Origin of the sequence: Bacillus sp. FSL K6-1012 (assembly GCF_037964915.1) — a bacterium.
GTDB classification, from domain to species: Bacteria; Bacillota; Bacilli; order Bacillales; family Bacillaceae; genus Bacillus; species Bacillus halotolerans.
The window spans coordinates 3,719,324-3,735,901 of sequence record NZ_CP150175.1 but is presented as its reverse complement, the minus strand read 5'-3'; the positions used below and the strand labels follow the sequence as shown (position 1 = coordinate 3,735,901).

The window sequence follows — 16,578 nt, the reverse complement described above, 5'->3', positions numbered from 1 at the left end:
TTACCGCCCTCCCGTGGCAAGTGTCATAATTCGTTCTTGTGTCGCTTCACTCGCTTCGATGTCTCCGCTGATTCTGCCTTCATGGACGACGATGATTCTGTCACTCATCCCGAGTATTTCCGGCAGCTCTGATGACACCATAATGATGCCGACACCGCGTTCAGTGAGCTCATTCATCAGCGTATAGATTTCCCGTTTCGCGCCCACATCCACGCCTCTTGTCGGCTCATCCAATATGAGCACTTTTGGGCCGATGCCAATCCACTTGGCAATCACGACCTTTTGCTGGTTGCCGCCAGACAAATGGCGCGCGTGCGTTTCTGGTGAAGCCGTTTTGATGGTCAGGCGTTTTATGAGAAGGTCTACAAACTCTGCTTCCCGCTTGTGATCAATGATGCCCTTTGGAGAAAAACTGGCCAAATTGGGCAGCGCAATATTTTCCCGAATCGATGTGTCGAGCAGCAGTCCTTCATCTTTGCGGTTTTCCGTAATAAAACCGAGCCCTTTTTTCACAGCATCATACGGATTTTTAATAGCAGTCTTTTTTCCTGCAATCCAAATCTCACCCGAATCGAGCCGGTCAATGCCGAACAGTCCTCTCATCATTTCGGTTCGTCCGGCTCCCATTAAACCGGAAACGCCGACAATTTCACCGGAACGGACATAAAAGCTGATATCTTCAAAGCTTCCTTTTGAGGAGGCGTTTTTCACCTCAAATATTTTGTCTCCGAGTGAAGGGACGCGTTTAGGATACCGTTCCGTCAGCTCACGTCCGACCATTTTTTTCACGACCTCGTCAAAATTTGTTTCTGAAATGTTTGTTGTATCAACGGTTTTTCCGTCACGCATGATGGTGATTCTGTCGCAAATCGTAAAAATTTCTTCCATTCGATGTGAAATGTATACAATGGAAACACCGTTCTTTTTTAAAGCCGTAATGACGTCAAACAGCTTGCTGATTTCCCGTTCAGTCAAAGCCGCGGTAGGTTCATCCATAATGATTACCTCGGCATTTGTCATGAGCGCTTTTGCGATTTCAATCATCTGCTGCTGTCCGACGGAGCATTCACCTGCTTCTTGATCAAGTGAAAGAGAGACGGATAGTTTATCAAATTGTTCTTTTGCTAGCGCTTTCATTTTTCTGGTTTGTAAAATACCAAATTTCGTTGACATTTCTTTTCCGATAAATAGATTCTCAAGTACGGACATGTCCGGCCAGATATTCAGTTCCTGATGGATGAAGGCGATTCCGTGCTGCTCGGCTTCCTTTGGGTTGGAGAAATACGTCTCGTTACCATTTATGGTGATCCGTCCTTTGTCCAGTTTGTGCAGACCAGTCAGGATGTTCATCAGGGTGGACTTGCCGGCGCCGTTTTCTCCCATCAGTGCGTGAACTTCGCCGGGCTTGAGCTGAAAGGACACACCTGAAAGCACCTGGTTTTTTCCGAATGCTTTATGAATATCATTCATTTCGATTTGCATATCGGTCCTCCTTTCTAGAAAAGCACACCCGCCTGCAGGATGCAGTTGGCGTATGGTGTGAATTCTCCTGTTCGTATGACAGCTTTAGCTTCTTTAGTCAGCTCCTTAAATTCCTCGTGGGGAAGGCAGTCAACTGCCTCTTCAGAAAAAAGGGTTTCTATAAAACTCGCATTCTCTGGATTGGATACCTTTATTTCGGATGCGACAATTACTTTTTCAACCGCCATTTCATCTGCCAGCACTGCGGCTACATCCCGGAAAGCCGGGAAACCCGGCTTTAGTGAGAGATCAATTTTCAGGACTTCGTCAGGAACGGGCAGCCCTGCATCAGCGATGACAATTTTGTCAGTATGGCCAAGGTCAGCCAATAGCTTGGCAAGATGACTGTTCAGTATACCGTGTCTTTTCATGACAGCAGCTCCTCTACTTCTTTTCTGGACGGCATTCCGCCTTGAGCGCCGAAAGAACATACAGATAGGGAGGCGGCGCGGTTTGCGAACCGTAATGCAGCTTCAATATCTTTTCCCTCTGCCAGGGCGACTGCAAGAGCCGCGTTAAACGTATCACCCGCCCCGGTTGTATCGACAGGCTCAACAGGGAAGGAAGGGATGATCCGCTCTTTGCTGCCGGATGAATAGCGCACGCCTTGTTTGCCTTCAGTGATAAAGAGCTTCGCCGGATAAAGCGCCAATGCTTCAGAAACCGTCAGCTCCGGAAATAAGATCGCCGCCTCATGTTCATTCGGCGTAAGATAGGTGGCATGGTCAATGGTTTCCTGCTTCAGCGGGCGGGCCGGTGCCGGGTTAAGCATGATCGGGATGTCGTGAGAATGGCAGTATCTGCACACCTCATCAACCGTTTCTTCCGGGATTTCCTGCTGAATCAGAACCATATCGATATTTTCAAGCTTTTCAAGAGCGTCTATCGCATAAGATGGGGTGATCTCATCATTCGCGCCTTTAACGACGACAATACTGTTATCACCTTCGGCAAGCACGATGTGGGCGGTGCCGCTTTCTTTATGTGTAACCTGTTCCATATAGTCGGTGCGAACACCGTTTGCTTTTAAATTATTCATGATGGCTGTTCCATAATGATCGTCACCAACCTTGCCAATCATAAAAACATTGGCGCCGAGTCTGGCGGCGGCAACAGCCTGATTCGCACCTTTACCGCCCGGCACAGTTTGAAATGAAGTACCCAGTACGGTTTCGCCCGCGTTTGGGCGTTTGTCTGAGGTGACCACCAAATCCATAGAACAGCTTCCAATCACACAAATATTACGCATCGTTTTCTTCCTTTCTTGTCGTGTTTCTTCTTATATACATGACGGGCATTTGAATCGCCGTTTCTGCGAGAGGCTGTTTTTTTATGATGCTCAAAAGAAGTTTAGCCGCTTCTTTACCCATGTCATATGCCGGCTGCTTAATCGTTGACAGCGGCGGAAACAGCAGCTCGCTTTGGGGAATATCATCGTAGCCGATAATTTGAATATCCACGGGCACTTTTTTCCCGCGCCGCAAAGCTTCATGCAAAACAGCCGCTGCTTGAATGTCATTACTGGCAATTACCCCGTCTGTCTCAGGATATAAGACAAACAGCTCCTTTGCCAGTGCCTGTGCATCCTTAAAAGAAAAGGACGCCGTCTCGATGATCTGAAAATCAACACCCGCCTGCTGTAATACCTCTAAAGCGCCGTGAAAGCGGTCTTGGGCAGTCGGCAGGTGAGCAGGGCCCTTCAGGAGCGTAATGTGTTTGCTTTTTCCATGAACAATTGCTTCCGCTGCTAATTTTCCTCCGGTATGTCCGTCACTGGATACAGAAGGAGCGCCTTCAGGCGTTCTGTCCAGGAAAACGACTGGCTGACCAATGCCGCTGTATTCCTCAAGATGCGGGTAATTTGTTGCAGCAATAATACCTGCGACATGATTTTGTTTAAAGGTTTGAAGGTATTCAAGTTCTTTATTTAATTCCTCGTCACTGTTGCCGAAAATAAGCCGATAGCCTTCCCGGTTCAATTCATCCTCCACGCCGCGGGCAAGCTGGGGGAAGAAAGGGTTTGTAATGTCCGGAAGCAAAAGCCCGATCAGCCTGGATTCTCTTTTATAAAGAGACCTGGCGACTTCGTTCGGATAATAGTTCAGCTTCTCCATGGCGGCCATCACACGTGTTCTCGTTTCTTCATGTACATAGCCGTTGTCATTCAGGACGCGGGAGACCGTTGCAACTGAGACGCCCGCGGCTCCCGCGACATCTTTAATTGTAGCCAACACAGCTCCTCCTCATTTGTGTAACCGTTTACATAGATAGATTATCATGAACATTCCGTTATTGGCAATAAGAAAAAAATAAAACATGGCGATATAGCAAACCGAACTGTAAATGGTGTATAAATATGAGAATTTAAAGATATTCACGCTTTTTTTGACAAAGTCTTCACAAATCTGGATGAACATTTCATGAACGAATATTAAGTTTTATTAAAATTGTTTCAAAGTCATGCGATTAGACCTGTAAATAGGATGAAACAGATTAGACTATCCGCCCAGAAAATGTTTAATTATGTTAGAGAACCTGGACCTGTTTGTTTGCCGTTTTTATTGCAGGGGCCATTAGTCAATTTGGAATGGGCCTAATATTGTCTATTCCGTGCAGAAAGGATGACATTATGACCTTATCCTTAAGAAACAGGCAGAAATAATTTTATGTTCATAAGAACCGGAAACACGCATTGTATCAGCAAAAGCCTGATATACCGGGCCTGAAAAAAGATTGATTTGAAATGCATATTAAACTGAACATTCAAGGTGTGACTAAACGTCCAGAAGGAAATCATTTGGTAAATGAAAGCGCATTCGTTTTTAGTATTAAAAAAATCGATAAGATGTAAGTCCTGTCGATTTCCAAAAATAGAGAACACTTTGTAGGTACAAAATCTCTTTCAAAAGAGAAGTTTGGCTCAGTAGATTAGGGGAGATTATGTTACATAATGCCGATTGAGAATTCATAGTGATTCTATATACTGATGAATGAATTTACAACAATATAGAAGGAGATGTCGATAAGCAATGTGGTTACTCATTATAGCCTGTGCTGTCATACTGGTCATCGGAATATTAGAAAAACGGCGACATCAGAAAAACATTGATGCCCTCCCTGTTCGAGTGAATATTAACGGCATCCGAGGAAAGTCCACTGTGACAAGGCTGACAACCGGAATATTAATAGAAGCCGGTTACAAAACTGTCGGAAAAACGACAGGAACGGACGCAAGAATGATCTATTGGGATACACCGGAGGAAAAGCCGATTAAACGGAAACCTCAGGGACCGAATATCGGCGAACAAAAAGAAGTCATGAGAGAAACGGTAGAAAGAGGAGCCAACGCCCTCGTCAGTGAATGTATGGCCGTTAATCCGGACTATCAAATTATCTTTCAGGAAGAACTTCTTCAAGCTAATATCGGTGTCATCGTAAACGTGCTGGAAGATCATATGGATGTCATGGGGCCGACGCTTGATGAAATTGCAGAAGCGTTTACCGCTACTATTCCTTATAATGGCCATCTTGTCATTACAGATAGTGAATATACCGAGTTCTTTAAACAAAAAGCCAAAGAGCGAAACACAAAAGTCATCATTGCTGATAACTCGAAAATTACTGATGAATATCTTCGTAAATTTGAATATATGGTATTCCCTGATAACGCTTCTCTCGCATTGGGTGTGGCTCAAGCACTCGGCATTGATGAAGAAACAGCGTTTAAAGGAATGCTGAATGCGCCGCCAGATCCGGGAGCAATGAGAATTCTTCCGCTGATCAGTCCGAGCGAGCCTGGGCACTTTGTTAATGGGTTTGCCGCAAACGACGCTTCTTCTACTTTGAATATATGGAAACGTGTAAAAGAAATCGGTTATCCGACCGATGATCCGATCATCATTATGAACTGCCGCGCAGACCGTGTGGATCGGACACAGCAATTCGCAAATGACGTATTGCCTTATATTGAAGCAAGTGAACTGATCTTAATCGGTGAAACAACAGAACCAATCGTCAAAGCTTATGAAGAAGGTAAAATTCCTGCAGACAAACTGCATGATCTAGAGTACAAATCAACGGAAGAAATTATGGAATTGTTAAAGAAAAGAATGCACAACCGTGTCATATATGGCGTCGGCAACATTCATGGTGCCGCAGAGCCGTTAATTGAAAAAATCCACGAATATAAGGTTAAGCAGCTCGTAAGCTAGGAGGAAATGCAGACATGTTCGGATCAGATTTATACATTGCACTAATTTTAGGTGTACTACTCAGTTTAATTTTTGCGGAAAAAACAGGGATTGTGCCGGCAGGGCTTGTTGTACCGGGGTATTTAGGACTTGTGTTTAATCAGCCGGTCTTTATTTTACTCGTATTATTAGTCAGTTTGCTCACCTATGTCATTGTGAAATTCGGTTTATCCAAGTTTATGATTTTGTATGGACGCAGAAAATTCGCTGCCATGCTGATCACAGGGATCGTCCTGAAGATTGCCTTTGATTTTCTATACCCGATTGTACCATTTGAAATCGCAGAATTTCGAGGAATCGGCATTATCGTGCCAGGTTTAATTGCAAATACCATTCAGAAACAAGGATTAACAATTACGTTCGGAAGCACGCTGCTATTAAGCGGAGCGACCTTTGCTATCATGTTTGTTTACTACTTAATTTAATGTAAGGTGTGTCAAACGATGAAAAAAGAACTGAGCTTTCATGAAAAGCTGCTGAAGCTGACAAAACAGCAAAAAAAGAAAACCAATAAGCACGTATTTATCGCGATTCCGATCGTTTTTGTCCTCATGTTTGCTTTTATGTGGGCAGGCAAAGCAGAGACGCCAAAGGTTAAAACCTATTCAGATGACGTTCTTTCAGCCTCATTTGTAGGCGATATTATGATGGGGCGCTATGTTGAGAGAGTAACGGAACAAAAAGGGGTAAGCAGTATTTTTCAATACGTTGAGCCTATCTTTAAAGCATCAGACTACGTAGCCGGAAACTTTGAAAACCCGGTAACTTATAAAAAGAACTATAAAGAAGCAGAAAAAGAAATTCATCTGCAGACAAACAAGGAATCCGTAAAAGTCCTGAAGGATATGAACTTCACGGTCCTTAACAGCGCGAATAACCACGCCATGGATTACGGCGCACAGGGCATGAAAGATACACTTGAAGAATTTTCGAACCATAACCTCGATATCGTTGGGGCTGGATACAGCTTGAGCGATGCGAAAAAGAATATCTCATATCAAGAAGTAAATGGGGTAACAATCGCAACCCTTGGATTCACGGATGTATCCGGCAAAGGTTTCGCGGCTAAAAAGAATACACCGGGCGTGCTTCCCGCAGATCCGGAAGTCTTTATCCCTATGATTTCAGAAGCGAAAAAACATGCTGATGTCGTAGTTGTACAGTCACACTGGGGACAAGAGTATGATAATGATCCGAATGACCGTCAGCGCCAATTGGCAAGAGCTATGTCTGATGCAGGTGCCGATATCATCGTCGGCCATCACCCGCACGTCCTTGAACCGATCGAAGTCTATAACGGGACCGTCATTTTCTACAGTCTGGGGAACTTTGTGTTTGACCAAGGCTGGACAAGAACCAGAGACAGTGCGCTGGTGCAGTATCATTTGAAGAAAAACGGAACGGGACACTTTGAGGTAACGCCGATTGATATCCATGAAGCGACACCTGCCCCGGTTAAAAAAGGCAGTCTGAAACAGAAAACAATTATTCGCGAACTGACGAAAGACTCTAATTTCGCATGGGAAGTAGAAGACGGAAAACTGACTTTTGATGTCGATCACAGTGACAAACTAAAATCTAAATAATGGAGTGATATAAGATGAAATTTGTCAAAGCCATCTGGCCGTTTGTTGCCGTTGCAGTCGTGTTTATGTTTATGTCAGCTTTCAAATTCAACGATCAGCTGACTGATCAGGAAAAGCAAAAAATCGATACAGAAATTCATAAAATTCAACAGCAGGAAGAAACGGCAAACGCCGCTAAATAACACACAAAAAAAAGAGAATGTCTTACGAGACATTCTCTTTTTTTATTTGCCATTTTGAAAGCCAGCATATTCATTCTGTAAAAATATGAAAAAGTCTCTTAACATATCTAGAAAAATACCGATGTTAAAACTGCAAATAGAGGAGGAGATAATAAAAGTGAACACACTGGCAAACTGGAAGAAGTTTTTGCTTGTGGCCGTTATGATTTGTTTTTTGGTTCCTATTATGACAAAAGCGGATATTGCGGAGGCTGATGCAAAATCTGACCTGATCATCAGTGAAGCAAAGAAACTGCTTGGGTATAAGTATAGATACGGCGGTGAAACACTGAAAGAAGGCTTCGATTCATCTGGATTGATTCAATATGTTTTCGGTCAGGCTGATATTCATCTGCCGAGATCTGTGAACGACCAGTCAAAAGTCGGAACGGCAGTAAAGCCGGCAGATCTAAAACCAGGTGATATTTTATTTTTCAAAAAAGAGGGAAGCAGCGGGACTGCACCGACACACGCCGCTCTTTACATTGGAGACGGGCAAATGATTCACAGCACCCTATCAAAAGGGGTTATCGTCACAAACTACAAAAAAAGCAGCTATTGGAGCGGCTCTTACATTGGAGCGAAACGAGTCGCTGCCGATCCGGAGACTGCTGATGTGGCTGTTGTGCAGGAGGCCGAAAAATACCTCGGCATTCCGTACGTTTTTGGCGGAAGCACACCGTCAGAGGGCTTCGATTGCTCAGGGCTTGTGCAATATGTCTTTAAACAGGCGCTTGACATCTATCTGCCGAGATCAGCAGAGCAGCAGTGGGCAGTAGGCGAGAAGGTTGCGTTTCAGAACATTAAACCCGGTGATGTCATCTATTTCAGCAATACGTATAAAACAGGAATTTCGCATGCCGGCATTTATGCAGGAGGCGGAAGGTTCATTCAGGCGAGCCGGTCTGAAAAAGTAACCATTTCCTACTTATCAGAGGATTATTGGAAATCTAAGATGACAGGCATCCGCCGGTTTAACAACCTGACGATTCCGAAAGAAAATCCGATTGTGTCGGAGGCGACGCTCTATATCGGGGAAGTTCCTTACAAAAAGGGCGGGATTTCTCCAGAAACAGGATTTGATACTTCTGGCTTTATCCAATATGTTTACCAGAAAGCGGCAGGCATTTCACTGCCCCGATACGCGACGAGCCAGTATAAAGCGGGAACAAAGGTTGATAAGGCTGACCTGAAACCGGGAGACATTGTCTTTTTCCAATCAACAAGCTTAAACCCGGCCATCTATATCGGAAATGGCCAAGTCGTTCATGTCACATTAACAAATGGTGTAACCATTACCAATATGAATACGAGCACGTATTGGAAAGATAAATACGCGGGAAGTATTCGGGTGCAATAATAAAAAACAAAGACTCCAGGATCTCTGGAGTCTTTTCTTTATGCATATTGGCCGGATAGAAGCTGATCTATAAAGTAGGCCACACCATTTTCATCATTGCTTTTCGTCACGTAAGTGCTTTTTTCTTTCAGTTCATCAATCGCATTTTCCATGGCGATTCGGTGTCCTGCCACTTCGAACATGGATAAATCATTCGGACTGTCACCAATCGCATAGATATCTTGCGTCTCAATTCCGTATTTGCCGGCAAGCTCAGTCAGCGCGCGCCCTTTGCCGGAAGAGGCCGGGAGAATTTCGATAATGTGCTTTCCGGAAGAGGTTTGCGCCAGTTTTTTATGATGCTTCAGTTCTTCCTTCGCATGTCTCAGTTTTTCCATATCAAAGGAGAAGCAAAGGAGCTTGTAAATGTTTTCGCTGCCGTCGAAAATCGATTCGATATGCGGGATCGGTTTGATGCCGAACTGCTTGAACTGGGTCATGGCCCCTTTCCACAATTCATCCATGTTTTCATCTGGATTGGCGCTCCTTAAAATGTCAAGCTCTGCTTGAAGCTTAGATTCGCCGTCAAAAGGAGAAAGCAGATGGTCATCTGTATAGACCTCGAAGTAAATATTTTTTGAGAGCAGGTAATCAGCGATCGCTTTGCCGGCCTCTTGATCCATTAATGTCCGGCTGATCAGGCGGTAGCCTTTGTCATGAACCGTTCCGCCATTTGCCGCGATGATAGGGATATCCAAGCCTTCCAGCAGCGCTTTAACATCAAACGTTGCTCTTCCTGTGCAAATGGTAACGAGGATACCCGCATCAAGCGCCCGCTTGATAGCCGCTCTGTTTTCATTAGAAATGATGCTTTCCTTATTCAGCAATGTACCGTCTAAATCAATCGCTATTAATTTCATATGTAGGGGAAACCTCCTTAATAATGAAGCTGCTTCGTGTAGTATGTTCAGCTTTCATACGAAACATAAACCATATAGGACAAGGCTAAACCTTACGATCCTATTTTTCAACAATGAAATATGTAAAACGGGATGGCTGCACGCCATCCCGTTCATTATACACCTAAATCGTTTTGCAGCTCTTCTTTCACTTCCTGCAGTTTTTCCTGATTCAATCTGAAATAGTAGACGCCGCCAGGCTCATAGTCATAGCCTGTCAGCTGGATGGATTCAACCGACTTCAGTGAAGTGATAAACGGGAACAAGCCAATGGCATCTTTAAGAGATAGGTTCATTTTTAAGTTTTCTCCCATTGTATCCACAATATCATCATAAGCCGGAATGGAGCTAAGTGATTTTGATTTATCGATAATGGCTTTCAGCACTTCCATTTGTCTCTGTCCGCGTAAAAGATCACTGTCAGCTTTACGTGTTCTTACGTAAGCCAGCGCTTCCTCTCCATCAAGCGTGTGTGTGCCTTGTTGAAGGACAACTTTTCCTTTTGTATCCTTTTTGATTTGCTGGATGACTTTATCGCTTTTTACGTTGACTGTGACGCCATTCAGCTCATTTACCACGTCTTCAAACGCAGTGAAGTTGCTTTCGACTACATAATCAACGGGAATATCAAGCATTTCTTCAACTGTTTTCACACTTAGATCTACGCCGCCATAGGCGTGGGCATGCGTAAACTTATCATAGCCATGGCCTGGAATATTCACATAGGCGTCGCGCGGAATGCTCAGCATTTTGGCTGTTTTTTCTTTGCGGTTAAAGGTAATCAGTACATTCGCATCACTTCTGGCCTGGTCTACCGTCTCACCGTTTTTCTCCCTGGCATCAATCCCTAAGAGCAATACAGAGAAAGAATCCTTTCCAGGATCAAACTCTTTAATCCGTTTTACAGATTGTTCTCCGCGGGCAAGACTGACGTGAGCTTCTTTAGAAGCGTTGTTCAGTTTGACATAAGCGTATGTGCCGACAGAACCTGCGGCAATGATGAGAAAAGCCATTACACCGGCTAATAATTTCACCCATTTTCGTAGGCGTCTCTTTTTCTTCTTACGTTGTGATCGTTCTTCCATATCAATACCTCACGTTTCATTAATATTTGAAGCGTACCATTCATTTTGCCGTAGGGCAACTGCTGATAAGACAATATTCGATAAAAATTCCTATATTTATATGTTTTTGTTTTTAGAGATTTATGATGATGTGCTGAATCACCTTCTATTGGACGCCACTGGGGAAAAAAATGTTTCGGTGCAGTTGAAAAAAACGCCAGTAAATTAATGGATATTAGATGTCTGTACGTCTGCATAGGTTTACTTGCCGGAAAAATAGGCTAAAAGATTTCTAAAAAACTCCGTGGACAGTACCATTGGATCACTGATTGGAGAAAGGGAGTCATTTCTATGAAGAAGCAGTCAAATATATGGCTTTATTTTTTCGGCGCTCTTGGTGGCGCTTTATACGGCTATGATACCGGCGTCATTTCGGGAGCCATTTTATTTATGAAAAAGGATTTAGGCCTCAACGCCTTTACAGAGGGACTTGTTGTCAGCTCTTTATTAATCGGAGCGATACTCGGTTCCGGAGCGGCTGGCAAGCTGACGGACCGTTTTGGCAGGAGAAAAGCGATTATGGCTGCCGCGCTGCTGTTTTGTATAGGAGGATTGGGAGTTGCGCTTGCGCCAAATACAGGAGTGATGGTGCTCTTTAGAATCATTCTGGGACTGGCAGTCGGAACATCGACAACGATCGTGCCGCTGTATTTGTCTGAGCTGGCGCCAAAAGAGAAACGGGGTGCGCTTTCGTCCCTCAACCAGCTGATGATTACGGTCGGTATCCTGCTTTCCTATATCGTCAATTACATATTTGCCGATGCGGAAGCGTGGCGCTGGATGCTTGGATTGGCTGCCGTACCATCATTGCTCCTGCTCATTGGTATTTTGTTTATGCCTGAGAGCCCGCGCTGGCTGTTTACAAATGGTGAAGAGGGCAAAGCGAAGAAAGTTCTTCAAAGATTGCGGGGAACAAAGGATATTGATCAGGAAATCCATGATATTAAAGAAGCGGAAAAAGAGGACGAAGGCGGTCTGAAGGAGCTGTTCGATCCGTGGGTGCGCCCGGCGCTGATTGCCGGATTGGGACTGGCGTTTCTGCAGCAATTTATCGGTACGAACACAATCATTTATTATGCGCCGAAGACCTTTACAAACGTCGGGTTCGGAAACTCCGCCTCTATTTTAGGAACGGTCGGAATCGGAACAGTGAATGTTCTTATGACTCTTCTCGCCATTAAAATCATTGATAAAATCGGCAGAAAGCCGCTGCTGTTATTCGGGAATGCCGGCATGGTGATCAGCTTGATTGTCCTGGCTATGGTGAATCTCTTTTTCGATAACACCCCGGCCGCATCATGGACGACAGTCATTTGCTTAGGCGTGTTTATCGTTGTGTTTGCCGTCAGCTGGGGCCCGGTTGTCTGGGTGATGCTTCCTGAACTATTTCCGCTTCATGTGAGAGGCATCGGTACTGGAGTCTCTACCTTGATGCTGCACGCTGGAACTTTGATTGTTTCTCTAACCTATCCAATTTTAATGGAAGCGATCGGCATCAGCTATTTATTTCTGATTTATGCTGCGATCGGCATTATGGCGTTTCTATTTGTCCGGTTTAAAGTAACAGAGACGAAAGGAAAAAGCCTTGAAGAAATCGAGCAGGATTTGCGCGATAAAAACGGCCAGGGAGGATCGGCAGGTAAACAGCAGACAGCGGGAACGTAAATCATATTCAAAAGGGTGCTGCCAATAGGCGCACCCTTTTTGCTGCTTACCTTCCAACTGTTCCAAAATTAATGATTTTGAACGAAATATCGTATGTGAACTCTGCCTCAGTGAACGTTTCATCCCAATGCCCTTTTACTTTATCCCAGTAATCCGGGTATTGAATCCGAACGTAGTCAGATAAAAAGATAGGGTCTGCTTTATACGTATGCTGCAGCTGATCCATAATCTGCTTGATATCGTGTTTCAGCTTTTTCTCAAAAATGTTTTCCAGTTTGCGCAAATAGCTCTCGCTAAAAGAATTTTCTCTTGGACTTTGATCTTCTGTCAGAATGCCTGTTGTTTTGACAGAAATATGAAAGACAGGCTTTCCATTCTGAATGGCAGGTTTGATTTTTGATTTGGACTTCTTAATCTCAAATGTAATCGGAGATCCTTTTTCTTCCGCCGGCATGACGCCGCCTTGGATCGTCCCCATTACCCATGTCAGCGCTTGTGTTTCATCCGCTGAAAGAAATCCGACGAGTTTATTGCTGCCGCTTTTAATAATGCCAGCCCCGTCATACTTTGCTTTTCCCTTTTGGTTTTTCACGGCTTGAATGAGAAAACTGTAGCCGTTTTGGCAATAGATAGAAGCTCTTCCGATCCGAAGCGGCATCATAATTTTCCCGTTATATCCGCTGTTATTTGTCAGATCAATCAGCTTTTCGGAAGGCATCGGCAGCTGCTGCTTTGGACTACCTTCCGTAAAAATGTCTCCAGCTTCCCCTCTGGCTGCCATCAAATAGCTGCTTCGCCTCAGCTCATCATCCCGGATAAAATGGTTAAACACTTGATCCATATTTTGATTTTTCATTAGCTTTTCTCCCAAAAGAATCACTTTTAAATGGTCGCTATAGATAGGAGGGTCCTTGATGGATACATCACTGACCGCTTCGAGAATGGTTTTCCCGCGGGAGGTCACATTGACAAATTCCGGTTTTCCTGATGCTTGGCTGTCTTCACTTTGAGGAAGAAGGTTTTGATAGGTTAATTTATACTGATGGTCATCAGTTTCATCGATTGCAAGTCCCCTGGCGAAAGACAGTTTTTCAATATTTTTGACATCCCAGCATCCGCAAAGCAGCTGCAGCATCAGAACCATTGCCGCAAGCTTTATTATTGTTTTCATTGCAGTTGCCCCCTCCCCAGCTTCTTCTGTACCCAGCTCAAAAACCAGATGAGAAATGGTATGATAATGACACCTAAAAATGCATATCCGAGAAGTGAACCGTAATAAAACACGGCATTAAGATCGTCAGGAAGCATTGTGAAGAAAAATGTAACAGCCAGCAGTGAAGCAAGCAGCCACGGATTGTTTTTATTTTTTAGGTGAAAGACATCTGTTAATCCGATATGCGCGCCTTTAAAAGAGCCGAGCATACATGCAAATTGCTGAGCTGTCCAAGTCAACTGTAAAAACAGGTCAAATCGTTCAATAAAAATCCCTGGGATTTCTAATGCGTGGATGAGTGAAATGGTCGGCCACGTCACTGTTTTAGCTTCAGCCACACTCATACAGCCAATGACAATAAACAAAGTAATGCTGTAGAAAACAGTTGAGGTTGCAATGCCCAAAGCGACAGCTTTTTTAACCTTCTTCGGATCTTTCATAAAGGGAATGAGATAAAAAATGACTTCAAATCCTGAAAAATACAAAAGGGTTTTAGGAAATAAAGAGAAAAAACTTTGATAGCCGCCTTCAAATACGGGTCGGATAAAATCTAACTGAAACAAACGAAAGCTAAACATCAGAAGCATCAGAAAAATAATAATAGTAACAGGAAAGATATACGCATATACCTTCGCAATGGGGTAAACGCCTCCGGCCACATGATAGATGGCAACCGCCAGAAAAATAATGACGACAACCGCCATCGGCGTGTTTTTTAATAGAAAGAATGCGACAACCTCTCCCAAGACCCGGGCTTGAAAGCATACGATACCGATAAAATAAAGGGTAATAAATAAATTCAAAAAGAAACCGATAATTTTTCCGGCTGCAATGCTGTTGAGCTCAAAAATCGTTTTCCCGCTGTTTCGTTGAAGAAAAGGCAAAAAAAGCAGAGCATAAATAATAAAAATAACGCCCTGAAGCAGGATCATAATCCATCCGCTCGGACTTTCGGTTTCAGCGGCTGAGCGGGGTAGGGTTAAGACACCGGCACCGATCATTGTACTGCTTACCATAATAAGCGTCTGCATAAATGTAAGCTTGTCCTCTGATTGCATCATAGCCATCACCTTTGTCTGATTTTATCTTTTGTGTCTTTACGGGTAGGTCTCCTTTTTAAAAATAGGGTAGGGATGCGAATCACAGTATCCTTTAAATCTTGTCCGGGCTGTGCCATTATGGGAATAATGTAATCTTGGCCAAAGCTTTTCAGTCGCATCAAGTGGCCGATCACAAACAGAAAGACCATGATGACGCCATACATGCCAAGTATCGCGGCACTTATCATACCCGCGATGCGAATAATCCGCAGCGGAAAGTTAAAGGCGTATGAAGGAACGGTGAATGATGCCAATGCGGTAATTGATACAACTATGACCATCAGTGCGCTGACGATTTGCGCCTGTACGGCTGCCTGTCCAATGACAACACCTCCAATAAGCCCAATCGTCTGCCCGATCGGTTTTGGCAATCTTAAACCGGCTTCCCTGATCAGTTCTATCGTAAATATCATAATAAAGGCTTCGACAAAAGGCGGAAAGGGCACATTCAGCCTGCTGCCCGCAATCGAAATGGCCATTCTCGTCGGCAAAAGACCGGTGTGGAAGGAAACGAGAGAAATATATAAGCCGGGCAAATAAATGGTAATCAGGATGCTTGAATAACGAAGCAAACGAATAAGAGACATTGTAATCCAGCGCTGGCTGTAATCATCTGGTGAATGAATAAATTCATCCACCGTTGCCGGTACAATCAATGCAAATGGTGTACCATCTACTAATATGGAGACCCGTCCTTCTAACAATGAGCTTTCTACACGATCAGGACGTTCCGTGCTTAAGATTGTGGGAAAGATTGAAAAGGGTTCATCTTCAATGAGCTGTTCAAGTGTGCCTGATTCCGGCAAATCATCTGTCGTGATGGATTTCAGCCGTTTAAACACTTCTTTTATGACATAATCAGGTGCAATATCCTGAATATAAGCGACAGCTATCTTTTTTTTCGTCCTTTTGCCTATTGTCATTTCTTTTATGACGAGATTAGGGTCACTCGTCCGCTCTCGCAAAAGTGCCGTGTTTGTCCGCAGTTTTTCAATAAAGCCAATCTTCGGCCCGCGTTCCACGATTTCTGAGGAAGGCTCTTCAAGGTTGCGCGTCATTAACGTTTTCGTATCAAATGCCAGCCCCGCGCTGTAACCATCGGCCAGCAAAATGGTATGTCCGGTAAAAATGAGCTGCTGTATTTCTTTTATTGTAGAAACAACGCTGTGATGATAGCCGAAAAAGAAAGCGGATAAATCTTCAATCAAGCCTTCTTTTTGAGCTAACGATTCTTTTTGTAAAGGAGAAATGACGTATTGCGCCAGAAGCTTATTTTCTGTCAAACCGTCAATATACAGCAGGCAAGCCTTCTGTCTGCTGTCTCCGAAAGAAAACGTATAAAACATGATATCGTCGTTTTGACCCAATTTTTTTTTCAATGTTTCTACATTGCGCTGGAGATCAGAGTCGATTTGCATAGGTTCTCTCCTTTATAAAAACATATTGACGGTTTTTCTTAATTTGTATCAAAAAAGGAGAATTATTCTTCATAAGGAAAAGGCTGAAACAAACCTTCTTTTGAAAGTGATATAATAAAAAGGAAGCGTTTTCTCAAAAGGGGTCATTGATACATAATGCTTTGTACATATGTTGTCATTGA

Annotated in this window: 15 protein-coding genes; 6 read left to right on the top strand and 9 right to left on the bottom strand. The window is 43.8% G+C overall.

All coding sequences use genetic code 11. The features are described from left to right. Genes NSS75_RS19310 through NSS75_RS19295 form a run of 4 tightly spaced genes read right to left on the bottom strand, consistent with a single transcriptional unit; the run spans window position 1 to window position 3,752 of the window. Window positions 1-1,482: a sugar ABC transporter ATP-binding protein gene (locus NSS75_RS19310; RefSeq protein WP_024123072.1), complete on the bottom strand. Its 1,482-nt coding sequence runs from the start codon at window positions 1,480-1,482 to the stop codon at window positions 1-3. 14 nt (window positions 1,483-1,496) lie between these two features. After that, entirely contained in the window at window positions 1,497-1,892 is a 396-nt protein-coding gene (gene rbsD, locus NSS75_RS19305; RefSeq protein ID WP_095712873.1) for a D-ribose pyranase, read from the bottom strand. Beyond that, window positions 1,889-2,770 carry a ribokinase gene (rbsK, locus tag NSS75_RS19300; protein WP_339234508.1) on the bottom strand — a complete coding sequence of 294 codons (882 nt, stop codon included), beginning with the start codon at window positions 2,768-2,770 and terminating at the stop codon, window positions 1,889-1,891. Before rbsK ends, rbsD begins: the two co-directional genes overlap by 4 nt. Beyond that, window positions 2,763-3,752, bottom strand: a complete 990-nt coding sequence (locus NSS75_RS19295) for a LacI family DNA-binding transcriptional regulator (protein ID WP_095712875.1) — start codon at window positions 3,750-3,752, stop codon at window positions 2,763-2,765. Before NSS75_RS19295 ends, rbsK begins: the two co-directional genes overlap by 8 nt. A 798-nt stretch (window positions 3,753-4,550) precedes the next feature. Between NSS75_RS19295 and pgsB the strand changes: the two genes are divergently transcribed. The 5 genes from pgsB to NSS75_RS19270 all read left to right on the top strand — a co-directional run bounded on the left by pgsB (window position 4,551) and on the right by NSS75_RS19270 (window position 8,938). Next, window positions 4,551-5,732 carry a poly-gamma-glutamate synthase PgsB gene (gene pgsB / locus NSS75_RS19290; RefSeq protein WP_019715925.1) on the top strand — a complete coding sequence of 394 codons (1,182 nt, stop codon included), beginning with the start codon at window positions 4,551-4,553 and terminating at the stop codon, window positions 5,730-5,732. A 14-nt stretch (window positions 5,733-5,746) separates the two neighbouring features. Then, window positions 5,747-6,196: a poly-gamma-glutamate biosynthesis protein PgsC gene (gene pgsC / locus NSS75_RS19285; protein WP_010332116.1), complete on the top strand. Its 450-nt coding sequence runs from the start codon at window positions 5,747-5,749 to the stop codon at window positions 6,194-6,196. An 18-nt stretch (window positions 6,197-6,214) separates the two neighbouring features. Next, the gene (gene pgsA, locus NSS75_RS19280; RefSeq protein ID WP_095712876.1) at window positions 6,215-7,357 is read left to right on the top strand and encodes a capsular polyglutamate synthetase PgsA; all 1,143 of its coding nucleotides are present in this window, start codon (window positions 6,215-6,217) and stop codon (window positions 7,355-7,357) included. A 14-nt stretch (window positions 7,358-7,371) separates the two neighbouring features. After that, window positions 7,372-7,539: an extrachromosomal elements maintenance protein EdmS gene (gene edmS / locus NSS75_RS19275; RefSeq protein ID WP_010332114.1), complete on the top strand. Its 168-nt coding sequence runs from the start codon at window positions 7,372-7,374 to the stop codon at window positions 7,537-7,539. 157 nt (window positions 7,540-7,696) lie between these two features. Next, window positions 7,697-8,938, top strand: a complete 1,242-nt coding sequence (locus tag NSS75_RS19270; RefSeq protein WP_095712877.1) for a C40 family peptidase — start codon at window positions 7,697-7,699, stop codon at window positions 8,936-8,938. Window positions 8,939-8,976: 38 nt separating this feature from the next. On the opposite strand, the gene NSS75_RS19265 is transcribed toward NSS75_RS19270, so the two are convergent. Together NSS75_RS19265 and NSS75_RS19260 are read right to left on the bottom strand one after the other, a co-directional pair. Further along, window positions 8,977-9,837 (bottom strand): Cof-type HAD-IIB family hydrolase, encoded by an 861-nt coding sequence (locus NSS75_RS19265; protein ID WP_024123066.1) that lies wholly within the window; start codon window positions 9,835-9,837, stop codon window positions 8,977-8,979. Window positions 9,838-9,992: 155 nt separating this feature from the next. Further along, window positions 9,993-10,961, bottom strand: a complete 969-nt coding sequence (locus NSS75_RS19260) for an LCP family protein (RefSeq protein WP_069486829.1) — start codon at window positions 10,959-10,961, stop codon at window positions 9,993-9,995. 330 nt (window positions 10,962-11,291) lie between these two features. On the opposite strand from NSS75_RS19260, the gene NSS75_RS19255 reads away from it, so the two are divergent. Then, on the top strand, window positions 11,292-12,665 hold the full coding sequence (locus NSS75_RS19255; protein ID WP_101861399.1) for a sugar porter family MFS transporter: 1,374 nt from the start codon (window positions 11,292-11,294) through the stop codon (window positions 12,663-12,665). A gap of 46 nt (window positions 12,666-12,711) precedes the next feature. Here the strand turns inward: NSS75_RS19255 and NSS75_RS19250 are convergent, their stop codons facing one another. From NSS75_RS19250 to NSS75_RS19240, 3 genes are read right to left on the bottom strand one after another with little or no spacing between them, the layout of a single operon-like run. Continuing rightward, window positions 12,712-13,836, bottom strand: coding sequence for a Ger(x)C family spore germination protein (locus NSS75_RS19250; protein ID WP_024123063.1), 1,125 nt, complete (start codon window positions 13,834-13,836; stop codon window positions 12,712-12,714). Beyond that, a complete protein-coding gene (locus NSS75_RS19245; protein WP_024123062.1) occupies window positions 13,833-14,939 on the bottom strand; it encodes a spore germination protein in 1,107 nt (368 codons plus the stop codon). Before NSS75_RS19245 ends, NSS75_RS19250 begins: the two co-directional genes overlap by 4 nt. A gap of 5 nt (window positions 14,940-14,944) precedes the next feature. After that, the gene (locus NSS75_RS19240; protein ID WP_101861400.1) at window positions 14,945-16,396 is read right to left on the bottom strand and encodes a spore germination protein; all 1,452 of its coding nucleotides are present in this window, start codon (window positions 16,394-16,396) and stop codon (window positions 14,945-14,947) included. Window positions 16,397-16,578 lie beyond the last annotated feature (182 nt).